The organism is Pseudomonas sp. S2_A05, from assembly GCF_054668485.1.
In genome coordinates, this window is the sequence record NZ_CP162775.1 from 940493 (window position 1) to 955436 (window position 14944).

At 49.1% G+C, this 14944-nt stretch carries 6 protein-coding genes and 6 pseudogenes; 7 read left to right on the top strand and 5 right to left on the bottom strand.

What is annotated here, in order from left to right:
* Nucleotides 1-3 precede the first annotated feature (3 nt).
* The 4 pseudogenes from AB4O12_RS04270 to AB4O12_RS04285 all read left to right on the top strand — a co-directional run.
* A pseudogene (locus AB4O12_RS04270) lies at nt 4-726 on the top strand (MCP four helix bundle domain-containing protein); the annotation flags it as partial.
* A 306-nt stretch (nt 727-1032) separates the two neighbouring features.
* Nucleotides 1033-1632 (top strand): annotated as a pseudogene (locus tag AB4O12_RS04275) (methyl-accepting chemotaxis protein); the annotation flags it as partial.
* Between the two features lie 497 nt (nt 1633-2129).
* Nucleotides 2130-2942 (top strand): annotated as a pseudogene (locus AB4O12_RS04280) (PDC sensor domain-containing protein); the annotation flags it as partial.
* A 390-nt stretch (nt 2943-3332) separates the two neighbouring features.
* Nucleotides 3333-3848, top strand: a pseudogene (locus tag AB4O12_RS04285) (methyl-accepting chemotaxis protein); the annotation flags it as partial.
* Between the two features lie 131 nt (nt 3849-3979).
* Here AB4O12_RS04285 and AB4O12_RS04290 read toward each other — a convergent pair.
* Nucleotides 3980-5320, bottom strand: coding sequence for an aspartate aminotransferase family protein (locus AB4O12_RS04290; protein WP_460060447.1), 1341 nt, complete (start codon nt 5318-5320; stop codon nt 3980-3982).
* A 736-nt stretch (nt 5321-6056) separates the two neighbouring features.
* Here AB4O12_RS04290 and AB4O12_RS04295 point away from each other — a divergent pair.
* Entirely contained in the window at nt 6057-6980 is a 924-nt protein-coding gene (locus tag AB4O12_RS04295; RefSeq protein WP_460060448.1) for a LysR family transcriptional regulator, read from the top strand.
* Between the two features lie 64 nt (nt 6981-7044).
* Here the strand turns inward: AB4O12_RS04295 and AB4O12_RS04300 are convergent, their stop codons facing one another.
* Entirely contained in the window at nt 7045-8517 is a 1473-nt protein-coding gene (locus AB4O12_RS04300; protein ID WP_460060450.1) for an aldehyde dehydrogenase family protein, read from the bottom strand.
* A gap of 124 nt (nt 8518-8641) precedes the next feature.
* Nucleotides 8642-10051, bottom strand: coding sequence for an APC family permease (locus tag AB4O12_RS04305; protein WP_460060451.1), 1410 nt, complete (start codon nt 10049-10051; stop codon nt 8642-8644).
* 415 nt (nt 10052-10466) lie between these two features.
* Between AB4O12_RS04305 and AB4O12_RS04310 the strand changes: the two are divergent.
* Together AB4O12_RS04310 and pobA are read left to right on the top strand one after the other, a co-directional pair.
* Nucleotides 10467-11806, top strand: a pseudogene (locus AB4O12_RS04310) (alginate export family protein).
* Between the two features lie 122 nt (nt 11807-11928).
* Nucleotides 11929-13113: a 4-hydroxybenzoate 3-monooxygenase gene (gene pobA, locus AB4O12_RS04315; RefSeq protein ID WP_460060452.1), complete on the top strand. Its 1185-nt coding sequence runs from the start codon at nt 11929-11931 to the stop codon at nt 13111-13113.
* A gap of 122 nt (nt 13114-13235) precedes the next feature.
* Here the strand turns inward: pobA and AB4O12_RS04320 are convergent.
* Nucleotides 13236-14079: pseudogene (locus AB4O12_RS04320) on the bottom strand (DMT family transporter).
* A gap of 270 nt (nt 14080-14349) precedes the next feature.
* Nucleotides 14350-14892, bottom strand: a complete 543-nt coding sequence (locus AB4O12_RS04325) for a cysteine hydrolase family protein (protein WP_460060453.1) — start codon at nt 14890-14892, stop codon at nt 14350-14352.
* Nucleotides 14893-14944: the final 52 nt, after the last annotated feature.

Sequence of the window (14944 nt, forward strand, 5' to 3'; positions counted from 1 at the left end):
ACTATGTATTTCAGAAATTTAAGTATCTCTAAAAAAGCTACTCTATGCTTTGGGATTATCACTGCTATTCTAATCGCGCTGGGTGGGTTTTCTTATATTCAGTTATCACATCTGCGGGCCGCTGGACAGCAGTTGGCAGAGAATGCGCTTCCAAGCACGCAAACTATTGATGATATCCAAATCTCTTTGCTAAATGCTCGCTTGGAAAGCATCAGAATGCTCGCGAATTCAACGAACGTAGCGGGAAAGCTGGCGGCAGAGTCTAAAGTCCAAAATGCTGTGCAAACTTTGGAGGCTCGAAGTGAATATTATCGAAAGAGCCTAATTTCCGACGATCAAGACTTGGCTCGTTTTGACGCCGCAGACCAAGCAATGAGGATTTACATTGCAGGACTCGAACAATTAACTAAGCTTGATTCATCTGAGCATGAGCGCGCGCTAGCTTTCGCCAATACTACTCAAGCGGATAATGCCAATTTATTCCAGGATAAACTAAACGTAATTAGGCAGTTCAATGCAGAGCAAGCTAAAGCCCTGGGTGTCGAAGCTGGCGAGGTTTATGAAAAGAGTGTTGAAGTACTTGCTGCTGTTGTTCTTGTATCTTTGTTGCTCACGGTCGTATTAGCTATAGGGTTGACACGTAGCATTGTAAGACCAATAGGAGATTCGCTCAGGTTGGCAGAAGAAATTGCATCAGGAGATCTGACCCGTCGCCTTGAGATTTCAGGATCGGATGAAGTGTCTAGGCTTATGGTCGCACTCAATTTAATGTCAAAAAATCTCCAAGGGACAGTTTTGGAAATTTCAGAAGCCTCCATGCAGTTAAGTTCAGCCGCCGTCGAAATGACGTCTATAACCGAGGCTGCGGATCGACTTCTTCAACAACAAAATAGCGAAATCGAACAGGCTGCTACGGCTGTCACAGAAATGACTTCAGCGGTGGAAGAAGTTGCTCGTAATGCCACCTCAACCTCACAAGCTGCCCAAGAGTCTAGTGAGTCAGCTAAGCGCGGTAACCTCCGTGTTTCTGAGACCTTGAGCGCCGTTGAAACCCTGACAGATCTCGTAGAAAGTTCGTCTTCTCAGGTGGTTAAGCTGGCAGCGCAGGCGGAAGATATAAGTCAGGTTGTGGGAGTTATCCGAAGTATAGCGGAGCAAACCAACTTGTTGGCCTTGAATGCAGCTATCGAAGCCGCGCGCGCAGGCGAACAAGGGAGGGGGTTCGCTGTTGTCGCTGATGAAGTCAGAGCACTTGCTCATCGAACTCAAATTTCCACTTTGGAAATTGAAAAAATGATAGCAGCCATCCAGAGTGGGTCATCAACTACTGTCGAGTCTATCCGTAAGAGCACTGAGGAGGTTTATAACACCAAACGGACAGCTGAGGGCGCGGGCCAGTCTCTGCAGCAAATCACTGACTCCGTTCTTCAAATCAACGAGCGTAATTTGCAGATCGCGGTGGCGTCAGAGCAACAAGCTAATGTCGCGAGGGACGTTGATAGGAGTTTGATCAGCATTCGATCTTTAGCCATCCAAAGCAGCGAGGGTGCGAATCAAACAATCACCGCAAGTAATGAACTAAGTCGGCTTGCGGTTAACTTGAACAGCCTCGTTCAAAAATTCAAAGTTTGACATGAGTGCCAGATACATCAACAGGCCTTAGCTTCCCTTCACAGCTTGCTTTTTGTAATGCGCAGAGGAATTTTACGGATGCTGATCAAAAATTCGATCAAGTCTCGCATGCTTATAATGGTGGGGGCGTGCCTTGGCTTGATAGTCGTATCTCTCGTTGCGATTGCTATCTATAGAGCTGACGCTAATGCACGCTTAGTTAGCGTGGAGGCCCAAGGTCTTCTAAAGGACGCAGCCGACAAAATATTGGTGGCTGAAGCTGGGCTTCAAAGCGCAGCTGTTCAGAAATATTTCCAGGGCGCGTATCAGAGCGGGCTCGACATTTCGACCAGTGCGGTTCAAGTCCGCAAAATGATAAGGGATGGAAGTCTTGAGTCGCTAACGGGGAGGATTGAACTGATAAATTTAGTTTCGGATAATCTAAAGTTGCACTCTGAGCTGCTCAGTCTTTATATAATTTCGAGCCTAACTCACTCGATGGTAATGACAAGTTATTTATGGGAAGGGATGACCTTGGGAGCAACGAGGTCGGTCGATTTTCTTTCTATGCGGCGCAGCAGGATGGGCGCCTTGTTGTTCAGGCGACACCTGAGTCTGTTATCTCTGATACGGCCTTTACACTTGATGGTACTGAGTTCAATCGTTGGTATACCTGTCCCCAAACATCCGCTAAGCCGTGTTTGTTATCTCCTTATTTTGACGACTCATCGGGTCGGAAAACATTGATCACCACGCTTTCCTTTCCTCTATTGGATGGTCAAAAGGTACTGGGAGTGGTTGGTATGGATATTAGCTTGGAGTCGGTGCAACAGTTGGTACAGGAAGGTAACACGAAGCTTTTCGGAGGAACGGGGCAAGTGAGTATATTCAGCCCAACCGGACTCTTGGCGGGCCACAGTGCAGATTCAAAAAAACTGGGATTGCCCTTGGTTAAGGCCGGCATTGATGATGCGATGGAGCTACTGAACTCCGTTAGGGGCGGCTCGACGTCTGTCGCTTTGCTGCATGGCAACCAGCGAGTGTCTCTGCCGGTGCAGCCTATTCCAGACTCCGCTAATTGGGGCGTTGTGCTAGACGTTCCTACTCACGTTGTAATGCAGCCAGCCCATGCTTTGGCGGCGAAATTGGATGAGCGCAATTTCTCTGATGCAGTTTGGTCAACATTTTATGGAGCCGTCGCTCTAAGTTTGGGATTATTGATAGTTTTCTTGATTGCTCGAAGAATCGTAACTCCGATCCACCAAGTTTCGGAAATGCTTAAAGAGGTTGCAGGTAGTGGGGGTGATCTTACAAAACGACTGCACTATTCCCGTAAGGATGAACTAGGCGTTCTGGTGATGTGGTTCAACACATTCCTCGGTAAGCTTCAGCCAATGATGTCCGATTTGAAGCGACTGGTATTAGAGGCGCATAGCAATGCCGATAGATCAGCAACCATCTCGGATAAAATCAGCGCTGAAATGCAGCAGCAATACCGGGAGATTGACCAAGCGGCTACCGCGTCGAATGAAATGAGCTCTTCAGCTCAAGAAGTGGCACATAGCGCGACCAGGGCAGCCAATGCTACAGGTGAAGCTGGAGCCGCAACGCAGGATGGGCAGCGAATTATCAAGGCGACATGTGACACGATTGAGGGTTTGGCGAAGGAAATATCGACGGCCATGTTAAAGATCGAAGGGCTAGCCGGCAGTAGCGATCGTATCGGCAGCGTACTCGAGGTGATCCAGGCAGTAGCTGAGCAGACTAACCTTCTCGCTTTGAATGCGGCTATTGAGGCTGCAAGAGCGGGAGAGGCGGGCCGGGGCTTTGCAGTTGTGGCTGAGGAGGTTCGCAACCTCGCGAGCAACACCAGTGATTCCATTGAAGAAATTCGCGACGTGATCCAGCAATTGCAGAGAAATACGCTCGAAACAGTCAGCGCAATGAAAAAAGGGGTAGCCCAGGCTCAAGTAGCAGTAACGCATGTGGGCGATGCTTCAAAAGCATTTGATCGGATTAATGAGTCTGTGGGCGTCATTAACGATATGAATTTTCAGATTGCCTCTGCAGTTGAGGAGCAGAGCAGAGTGGCAGGCGAGGTTAGCCAAAACGTGATCACAATTCGGGATGTTACGGAATCGCTTTCAACGCAGGCGCGAGAGTCTCAAGAAGTCAGCAGAGCAATTAATTCGTTGGCCATTCAGCAACAGGCACTGGCCAACCAGTTTGTTACGTAACTAGCCAGGGTGGCACCTAGCGACGCCGATAATGTTGTCGTTTCGTCTCACAATACAATTAGAACTGTCTCTTTTGATGCTAATAACAAGACGGCTTGCGTGTCTACACTGTTCACGCAAGCCGTTATTTTTTAAGCGTAAATCAGACGAATGATGTCCTTGGTGGTTTCAATGTAGCCGTTGACGTCCTCGTCTGTCATCGGGAGTGTGAGACCCACTTGGCCCCGGTGTACCGGGTAGTAGCCCCGAGTCGCCATTTCGAGTGCGTAGATACCCATGCTGTTTTCATCGATTTTATGCCAATAGTCACGATGTGTGTTGATAGTCTGGCCAAGCTCTTTTGTGAATGCGTATGCGAATACCGAAAAGGAGCCGAAAACGGTAAATGGATATTCGGACTCTTTGGCCCAATCATTCAGTTCGGATTTGATCTTCGCTGCCATTTCGTTGAGTCGTCGATAAGCATGCTCATCCATGGCTTTAAGGCAGGCAATGCCAGCAGCACAGGCCAATGGATGCCCATGGTGGGTGCCAGAAATCATAACCTGGTTTTCCTCGATAACGCGGAAGACCTCTTTGCTGCCGCCAACTGCCCCGATGGGTAGGCCACCACCGATCATTTTCCCGAGGACTGTCAAGTCCGGCTTAATTTGATACTCGCTTTGCAGCCCTTTGAAATTCGCACGGAGTGTAATCGTTTCATCAGCGATGAGAAGGATGCCCAGCTCTTCAGTAAGAGCTCTAAGCTTTTGTACGAAGTTTTTATCTAGCTCTACAATTCCGCCCGCACAAGTTTGTAATTCCATGATCAAACATGCAATTTCGTCTGCGTTGCCACGAAGAACTTTTTCGCAAGACTCGAAATCATTTTGAGTCAGAACGATTACGTTGTCGCTTTTGTAGGCAGGGATCCCGTCGGAATCTGGAAGCGCTTTTGGATTTGAGTCGGGGCCGGGAAAATTGTTTGGGTTGGGGTGGGCGGAAATGGCCAAGTCATCGGAAAAACCGTGATACCCCCCCTCAAATTTGGCAATTTTTTTACGGGCCGTATAGCCTCTGGCGATACGCACCGCACTCAAACATGCTTCGCTAGCGGAGCAAAAAAACTTTACTTGCTCAACAGATTCGATGCGCTCACAAATCAGCTTTGCGAGATCGAGTTCGTGATTGGTAGGATTACCGAACGAGAAACCATTGGGCAGCGTTTCTTGGATTGCGTTTATTATCGCTGGGTGATTATGACCCAGTACATTGGTTGCAAAGTTGTTATTGAGGTCGAGAAGTTTTTTACCTTCGATGGTATGAAGGTACTGAGCTTCGCCTTTATCGACGAAAATCGCATGCGGGCCATAGCCAAATGTGCGCCTGCTAAAACCTCCTGGAATATATTCCTTTCCTTTCGAGGTTTCTTCCTTGGAAAGAGAAAAGGCTTCAGAGAAATTTTTAAGCGATTGCTGGTAATTAAGCTTCATGGCTATTTCCAAATGTACTTAAATTATGGTTGTTTTAAATGATTCTCAGACTTTGCCAATATTTTTATGCACATTACAAAATTGATCTCGATAGCAGAGTTGACGCTAATGAGGGTTCGTGGTCTCCTGATTGATACAGCTTCGGCTTCTGTGCACTTGACGAAAGCTAAGGTCATAGTATTTTCACAATAACTATGTGAGCAATGGGGATTTATAGATCGCTTGATCAGCATTTGTGATTGCTGATTGTTTTCCAGACATTGCGAGATCTATGTGGATTGACCGTTCAAATCCATACGCCATTAAGATCCATCGTTCAGACTCAAATGGAATATGGTTGCCAACTGAAAAGCATGGCGCCCGGCATGGTTGAATAGGTAAGGGCCGGAATCGCAGTATTTTAAAGTGTTACCCCTAAAAGCGATTTGTTACGGTCTGCGCCTTAGCTGCCCACTATCAAGCGGGTTTTTCGTTGAGTCGCCAAGCAGTCGCAGGTCTTGGAGAATGAGCTACGGCGTTGCTGTGTGCATTTGGGGGAATACAAGCTTCATCTAGATGCTGTGTTGAGATAAATTTGAACGATTTGCCCTGATTGGGTGCATTATTCATTCAGCCAACCGAGGCAGGATCCGCAGGTCGGGTAGGGCTTCGATGCTTTTTCGCGAATGCAGTGATTTGCATGATATTTGCAAGACATAGCTCTTCCACACGCTCCGTGAGTAGCAGGTACCCCGCAATGGACACAAGACAGCTTCTCTTAGCAGCCAGGCTTGCTGAGACCCTCCATTTTGGTAAAGCAGCCGAGATCGAGAACATTGCCCAATCGGGCTTGAGTGCTCAAATTGCTAAGCTTGAGAGTGAGCTGGGATTCCGATTATTTGAACGTACCAGTCATCGGGTTTCCCTGACTCAGGCAGGTCAGACATTCATAGATCAGGCTCGCACGCTCTTAGGGAGCATGAACAATACGATCCTAGAATGCCGAGCACTGGCTGAAAATAGTCGTGGTGTTCTGAAGTTAGGTTTTTTTGGTGATGCTGCGGGTGAGCTTACCCACCTGATTTTCACGCTCTTTCAACAGAGCAATCCCGGTATTCGGTTGGTGTTTACTGAGCTGTCCATGACAAATCAGGTGCAAGCGCTCATTTCTGGCAAGGTAGATGCTGCGCTCGTTAGATTACCGATTTGCGATCCGCGTCTTGAGCTTGATGTGATGTTTGATGAGCCACGAGTCGCTGCCGTACCGGCCAACCATGAAATGGCGCATGCCTCGATCCTCTCTATTTCAGACTTGATCGAGCAACCATTTGCGGTAGCGGGTGAGGGGGCTCCTATAGAGTGGGCTGATTATTGGAGTTTGGGATCGGAGCGGCATGAGGCGTGCCGGATAGGAGCTTATGTCCAGTCGATTCCTGAGAGCTTGGCTGCTGTTGCCTATGGTGGCGCGTTTGACACGTTCCCACTGACAGCCACTCGCTTATTCAGCCACCCAGGTGTGCGCTACGTACCTCTAGCTGACGCTCCACGTAGCTCATTGGCTTTGGCAACTCTTGCTGGTAATAGATCGCCATTAGTTAGATCGCTTCGACGCTGTGTGGCAGAGACTCTGGAAAGCTCTCTTTCTTGCATTCCTGAGGCTCGTCGCAGCGAAGTGGCTTAATCGCTTGCGAGCCCCAGGAATGTATGCAAATACCCCTCCAGTCAGTTCTTAAACTGGGGGGGACTCAGAAGGGATAGTGACGGGGTTGCCGCTGAACAGACACCCATTGAGTAGTTGTGAACTCGTCAATTGCCCAGTCACCATTGAATCTGCCCAGGCCTGAGTTCTTCTCACCACCAAACGGGACGTTAGGTGCATCTGCAACCGGCATGTCGTTCACATGGGCCATACCAGAGTGAATGCGTCGAGCAAATTGTACCCCGCGCTCGATGTCACCCGAAAAAACTGCAGCGGATAGTCCAAAACGGGTAGCGTTAGCCAGCTCCAGTGCGTGATCGGCATCACGCGCACGCATTATCCCAGCGATAGGCCCGAAAATTTCTTCGTAAGCCAATTCCATGTCGGATGTCACTTCAGTGAAAACGTGAGGTGCGAATACGAGTCCTGCAGATTCTCCAGCATAAGCCAATGTCGCGCCATCCGCTTTGGCCTGTTCGACCTTATCGACTAAGCCAGCAAACTGTTTGCGATTGATTACAGGCCCAACGGAGGTTGCTGGGTTCTTAGGATCACCGATGACTAAGTTACTAACGCGCTGAATGAACAACGAAACAAACGAGTCGTAAATCGGCTCCTCCACAATGATTCTATTGATAGCCATACAAATTTGGCCTTGGTGCAGAAATTTGCCTACAACAGCTGCGTGAACTGCTTGCTTGAGATCCGCATCAGCTAGCACCACAAAAGGGTTGTTACCGCCTAATTCCAACGCCACATGTTTCAAATATTCGCCGCTACCAGCTTGGCGGGCGATGTTTTGGCCAATAGGGGTTGAACCTGTGAAGGAGATAAAGCTTGGAGCAGGATGGAGAACGAAGTCGTCACCAATCTCAGAGCCAGCACCCACTACCACGCTGAGAACTCCTTCTGGCAGTCCTGCTTCTTCGAAGATGCGCGCAAGCAGTAGGCCTCCGGTGACCGGAGTGTCGCTGGCAGGTTTTACAACTACGGCGTTGCCGAGAGCCAACGCCGGTGCCAGAGACCGCTGGGTAAGATGGAATGGGAAGTTCCAAGGGCTGATCACCCCGACAACGCCGAGAGGGCGTCGATAAACGCGGTTTTCTTTATCAGGTACATCAGATTCCACGATTCGGCCATGAACTCGACTTGGGAATGAAGCTGCCTCCAGAGTGATAGCTTTAGCTGATGCCCATTCGATCTCCGCTTTAATCCGCGTACTCCCTGACTCAGAAATGATCCATTCAACTAACTCATCATGGCGATCATCGAAAATCTGAGCAGCTCTTAGGAGCACTTTCGCTCTTGTAGATGGCCCCATTGCTGCCCAACCGGGCTGTGCCGCTTTCGCTTTAGCGTAAGCTTCATTCAAGTCGTCCTTATTAGCCAACGCAATTTCAAGCAGCGTTTGCTGGGTGAAGGGGTCGCTGACAGTCATAGAACGCCCTGTCCGACCTTCGCGCCAAATTCCGCCGATGAGCTGTAGGTTTAGGTCGCTGTAAGGATGATTATTGTTCACATTACTCTCCGAATTTATGACGACCGTACCTTTGGATTCTAGGTCGCTTGCCATACCGGGGCGGCACCACAATTGAGCACCACCCGTCTATAATTTCAATGTTGCTAGTGGGCAGGTAGTCGCTTCAGGAAATCGCCGGTGTCACAGGGAAATCCCGTTTGGCTCGGAATCCATTAATGACCCCAAGTAAAGCTGCTATTACAACCAACCAGGGAAGAAGCGTTGCGATCCCTTCCTTGGCACCAGTCAGTTCGTCGAAATTCGCTACCGCAAGAACGACGGCAGTTGCCAGTCCACATCCGCCCAGAGTTGGAGCGATTACGCCCTGCCATTTGCTGCACTTATTAGTCTTGAAAGTGAATCCAACGACAGCTGCAGCACCCAAGGTCTGTAGGGCTAGGACTGCTAGAGTGCCAAGCCCAACCATCCACAGATAGAGATGCTGTATTGGGTCGGCATTGGTGAGCATGAAGACTCCGACCGCGATGACGGTCGTGATCGAGAGCGCAACGCTTGCAACATGTGGGCTAGCGTGTTTCGGATGAACTTGGCTGAGCTTTCGAGGTAGGAAGCTGCTGCGAGCCAGTGCGAAAAGATAACGACTTAGGGCATTGTGGAAAGAGAGTAAAACCGCGAATACACTTGTGACTACTAAGACTTTCATTATTTCTGTGGAAAGCGCGCCAACATACTTCGTGTTGGCATTGAACACGAAGTTGATCATGTCAGCGCCGGCGACACTCTGAACATCGCTATTCGCATAAGCCAGGCCGAGGCACCACGTCGTAAGCGTGTAAAAAATACCGATGATTGCGATGGCGACATATGTAGCCAGGGGAACGGTGCGACTTGGGTTCTTAGCTTCTTCCCCATAAATGGTTGTAGACTCAAACCCTACAAAACAGCAAAACGCGAACATCAGTGCCACCCCAAGACCAGGAGTGAATATCTGAGAAGGCATGAAGCCATTCCAAGAGAAATTATTAGCATCCGTTTGCGCGAAGACCGCAATGTCAAAGATTAGAAGGATTAGGATCTCGAAGATCATCAGCACGCCTAGCACCTTGGCTGATACCTTAACGTCCATATAGCCGAAAATTCCTACCAACCCGATGATGAGGAGGGCAATGACGCGCCAGTCCACATGCCATCCTGCCATCGAAAGAGCCAAGTCTGCTCCGAATGCGGCAAACTGACCGTAAATTCCCGTCAACATAGCGATATACGCAAGCAGCGCAATTCCGCCAGCTGCATTGCCGGCTGCTCGTCCTAATCCGTGGGTCACTAGCTCAGCGAAGCCACCAGCGCTGATCACGTGACGACTCATCGCTGCAAAGCCAATAGCGAAAAGCAGCAGCACAAGCGAGGCGATTAGATAGATGCCTGGTGCTCCCGCACCTCCCATAGCGAAAACCACCGGGCCTGCGCCGAGCGTAGCGCCGAGCGGCGCTGCAGCTGCGATTACAAAAAAGACGATGTCGGAGACACCTAAGGATTTGGGCTTAAGCCCTTGTTGTGTCGGCTCAATTTGCATACTGGCCTCCCCTTACAGCAAGACGGGATTTGAATTGTTATTGGTAACTCGATTTTTCTCCCAGCGGTTCAGCCTGGCAATCCTCAAACGCTGATCGTTCGATCATAGCCGGTGATTGAACCAACGCTTTCCGGACGGACTTATTCATGGGCGGATGCACGCGGGCGACGGATACTTTTCTTATGTTGGTGCCCCTTGATCGTAAGTCGCGATCATTCGATCAGCAAAATGCCATTGCCAAAAATATCTCGTGTGCAAAAAATCACCCTACCTGAAGGTTAGTTTGTGGCCGATTGGTTCTGGTATTGCTATGCGCTACCTAGTGTAGAGACGCGTTTTGGAAATATGGTTGGCAAGTGTTTTTGTATCGACTTTTCGTAAATTCCGATAATAAATATAAGATCAAGGATTCATTATGTCGACTAAATATGAAGCTAAAAAATTTGGATATACGTCGATAGCTTTCGCCGTGGTTGTATTGACGTTTCCGATAGAATCCCGTGCTTACGAACTCTACAATCAGGATGGCCGGATACTTAACGCAAAGGTCGACGCAGTATTTGCCTTGATGCACAGTGACGAAAATTACGCCACAACTGGTACGAAAGATTCAGGTTCTTCAAACTGGCGAGAGGGTTTCATCAAATATGGGCTGAATGGAAACAGCAAATTTCAAAATCAATCAAGTCTGTACGGTGCCTTTAGCCTCCTGAGTTCAGGGACGTGGGGTGACGGCGATGCAGCGGGCTTTACAAAAGGCTCCGAGCGGCGGACTGCAGTTGAAGATGCCTATCTTGGCTGGCGTTCTGGAAGCCTTTTTCTAGTCTTGGCGAAAACGGTATTGAAATTTCAGCCGGTCGCCAAGAGGTAATCGTTGGGAATGGTTTTTTAATTAAAGGTGATGCGCTTAGTCTAGGTGATGTCGATCTTGGTAATAACTTTGATCGGGGCGGCGCTTATTATTTAGCCCCTCGCAAAGCATTTGATGGAACTGCTGTGCTCCGTATTGGTGGAGAAAAAGGGTGGAGGGGTGACCTGATGTGGCTGGGCTCAGATAATCGAGCTCAAGCCGAAACAAAGTTAGCTGTCGCTACTTTAGAGAATGTGGCCGATGAGGGGGCTTTAGGCCTCACATATATTAAAGGCCTGGATGTAAATGAACGTTTTGCTACTCCATTCCAATCAGAGCGTGATGGTATGCAAACCGTTAGCCTACGAGGAGCAGGTTCTTTAGGGATCGAGAATTTGAATCTAGCTGTCGAGTACGCGACCCAAGACAGAGAGAGTGGTCGAGAAAATGCTTGGTATATGGAGGGCAGTTGGACTTTTGCATCTGTTCCATGGTCGCCCAAAGCCACATATCGTTATAGTCGCTTTTCTGAATCTTTTGACCCGCTGTTTTATGGCAATAGTCGAGGATATGGCACTTGGTTTCAGGGCGAAGTGGCATCTAATTATGCAGGCCCTTTCAATAGTAATACCCGTGTTCACCACGTCGGATTGAAGGTCACTCCGCGCGAAAATCTCACAATAGGTGCGCTTTACTTCGACTTTGATCCAATTGATCGCAGCCTAGCTAACCTCGGTGGAAGAGAATTCGATATATATGCTGAGGTGGCGGTTTCGGATCATGTCTTCATCAGTCCTGTATTGGGGTTGTATAAGCCAGATAAAGCTGCGAGCCAGGGAGGTTCGCAGTTAGGTAGTGCAAATACTAATACTTACTTACAGCTCATCGTAGGAACTTCCTTCTAGATTGTCTCGTTCAAACGCGTCTAGCTTGATGAGTTACTTTGTGTGAGTTCGGCATAAAGCATTCTACAGAACTGAAATAAGAAGAATCGCCATGGTGGCATTCACCCGCTTAGGACAAAAAAATGAGAACAAAAGTTGCAATTATCGGTGCTGGCCCTTCTGGTCTCTTGCTTGGTCAACTGCTCCTAAAGGCTGGCATTGATAATGTCATTATCGAACGGCAGAATCCTGACTATGTCCTGGGGCGTATCCGTGCGGGCGTGCTTGAGCAAGGGACTGTCGATTTGCTGCGACAAGCGGGTGTTGCCGAACGAATGGATCGCGAAGGTCTCGTTCATGACGGATTTGAATTAGCGTTCGATGGGCGTAGTGAGCATATAGACCTTAAAGGTTTGACCAATGGTAAAACTGTAATGGTTTACGGTCAGACCGAAGTTACTAGGGATCTAATGGAGGCTAGAAGCTCCAGCGCGGGCATTACTTACTACAACGCCACGAACGTACAGCCGAAAGATATAAAATCCACGGCGCCTTACATCACCTTCGATCATGATGGATCGACTGTTCGCTTGGACTGTGACTACATCGCAGGCTGCGATGGATTCCATGGTGTGTCGCGAAAGACTATCCCGGATGGGGTTATTAAGGAGTTTGAGCGTGTCTATCCATTCGGCTGGTTAGGGGTGTTAGCGGATACACCTCCCGTGAGTGCTGAACTCATCTATGCCAGCCATGAACGCGGTTTCGCTTTATGCAGTATGCGGTCACCTACGCGCACCCGCTATTACATTCAGGTACCTAGCGATGAAAAAGTCGAAGCTTGGTCTGACGATCGTTTCTGGCAGGAGTTGAAAAAACGGCTCCCTGCAGAAACCGCTGACAGGCTCATAACTGGCCCGTCCATTGAAAAGAGTTTCGCTCCACTTCGCAGTTTTGTCGTTGAGCCTATGCAGTACGGAGCCCTTTTTCTGCTGGGTGATGCGGCGCATATTGTGCCTCCAACCGGTGCAAAAGGCCTTAACCTTGCGGCCAGCGATGTGAGCACACTCAGCCGCATTCTTGTGAAGGTTTATCAAGAAGGCCGTACAGATCTTCTCGAACGCTATTCTGAAGTTTGTTTGCGTCGAATCTGGAAGGCTGTGCGTTTCTCATGGTGGATGACTTCAATACTGCATCGCTTCCCAGGTAATGATGATTTTGGGCAGCGAGTTAAGCAGGCCGAGCTCGACTATTTTGTGCGCTCTGAAGCGGGGCGTCGGACTATCGCAGAAAACTACGTGGGACTCCCTTACGAGGCGATTGAGTAAGTAAAGAAAGTCTGAGATATCTCAAGTTACTCGCGTCATTTGTTGGGATAATATGGGCGATCGCGAACTACCCTGGTGGGCTTGGAGTGTGTAAGGCATCAAAGTGAGTTGAGAATCGGTTCTCATTGCTTTTGACCAGCTTCGCTGCGCTCACGTTTTGGCAGTAACGCCATCGCGACACCCCCCAGTACGATGCCTGAGATCAACAATAGGTGCAGCGATATAGGCTCATTCAAAACCAGTATACCTCCAAGCGAAGCGATTATCGGAACGCTTAGCTGGAGAGTGGCGGCCCGTTGAGAGCTAATGTGCTTGATTGTGCTGTACCAGAGCGCATAACCACAGCCTGATGCCAAGACACCTGAAGCAAGCGCATACATCACTCCAGGAGCGCTGATCTGAAGAGCGTTTCCGTACAACATGGCTGTACCAAGTATGAGCATGAATGGAAGACACCTCACAAAGTTGCCGGTGGTCTGGGCAAGTGGATTCGCAGCGCCCTTTCCAAGCAGCGAATAGGCACCCCATGCCACACCGGAAATTGTCATTTGCAGCGCACCATCCCAAGGAGGGGAGCTGGTGCCAGGTAGCAACAACATGAACAAGCCGGAAGAAGCAATCAGCATGCCGATCACCACCCTCTTATGAAAGCGTTCTCCTTGAACCCACGAGAAAATAAACATTGTTACCTGCACTGCACCGAACAAAATCAGAGCGCCCATGCCTGCACCTAGCTGAACGTAAGCGATTGAGAAGAGATAGGCATATACGAAAAGGGAAAGGCCTCCCTTCCAACTGCCACCGACAGTTAATCTGGAATTGCGAATCTTGGTTAACATCAGCAAAAAAAGCCCACCGCTGAGCAATCGAATCATCGTAAATGACTCAGGGTCAATCTGCCCCTCCATCAACGCTTGTCTGCTAGAATACTGAGTTTGCCGCGAATGCCACTAAGCACAATATCACTTGAATCACCAAGCGAGGATGACTTACACGGTCTTCTATTTTTTTTCTAGTTACTTTCATTGCGTCAGACCTGCACGACGGTAAATCGGAAATGACTTTGAATGCCATTAGATAGGGGGGTGAGCGCTGCGCAGTGTTAGAACTCGTTGCTTGCTCCATACGCGTCTGGGCCCATTCCAAAACCGATAGGGAGAGGATTCGTTTACTTTCACGCAATACTGTATGGAAACGACAAGGGGCCCTAGGGGCCCAAGACTTACAGTCGCTTAGTCAGGCCGATAGATACTCGTCCACAGACTGAACAGTGGCGTAGCCGAACTCGAATGCGGCCATTATTGCCGCATGCGCCTGAGTGGCAGGTACGGAAACACCACGAAAGGTGAGATCCAATGTGGCGCACGCATCATGCAACACAGTCACCGGATAACCCATGTCCGCTGCTGCACGTACCACGGCGTCAATGCACATGTGGCTCATTGCACCTATGACAACGATTTCATTGACATCAGCGGCTTCTAATTGCTGCTTCAGATTCGTTTCCCTGAATGCGTTGATATGTTTTTTTACGATTACGGGTTCATTACCTTGCGGAACTACGTTTGGTTGAGTTTCCGCACCAGTCGATCCCTTTGCGAAGATCGGAGCATCTTCAGCGGACTCATGCCGAATGTGAAAAACAGGAACACCCGTATCGCGCGCGTGGCTGATGACCCGGATAGCATTCTCTACAGCTGCGTCGATGCCGGTTAAAGGCAACTTTCCGGTTGGTAGATATTCGTTTTGTAGGTCAACTACTACAAGGCCTCGTTTCATGAGGGTCTCCCGTCGATTATCCAATGATTTGAATATTGAGCTGGGATCGCGC